Origin of the sequence: Anaerococcus lactolyticus ATCC 51172 (genome assembly GCF_000156575.1) — a bacterium.
Taxonomy (GTDB): Bacteria; Bacillota; Clostridia; order Tissierellales; family Peptoniphilaceae; genus Anaerococcus; species Anaerococcus lactolyticus.
Genome location: NZ_GG666225.1, coordinates 1 through 220 on the forward strand (window position 1 = coordinate 1; position 220 = coordinate 220).

Here is a 220-nt window from a genome sequence, read left to right on the forward strand (position 1 = left end):
CCAGCCAGCAGCCATGCAGTGGGCAGCTCAGCATCAGGGGCAGCTTCCACGCGAGCAGTACGGCTTGGTTCTCCGGATCGTTCAGGCAGAGCGGACAGGCGCGGTGTATCGGTTGGGTGGGCAGCCAGGCACGCCAGCTCGTGATGGATCGCGTCTTACGGCGGAGTCTCGGCAGCAGTACCGAGAGCTGGAACGCATAGGTTTCCAATGCGGCTGGAAT

Annotated in this window: 1 protein-coding gene; it reads right to left on the reverse strand. The window is 63.2% G+C overall.

Features of this window, described 5'->3' with window-relative positions:
* The coding region (locus HMPREF0072_RS11800) for a TniQ family protein (RefSeq protein ID WP_438829781.1) at nt 1-208 on the reverse strand (208 nt) is incomplete at its 3' end.
* Between the last annotated feature and the right edge of the window lie 12 nt (nt 209-220).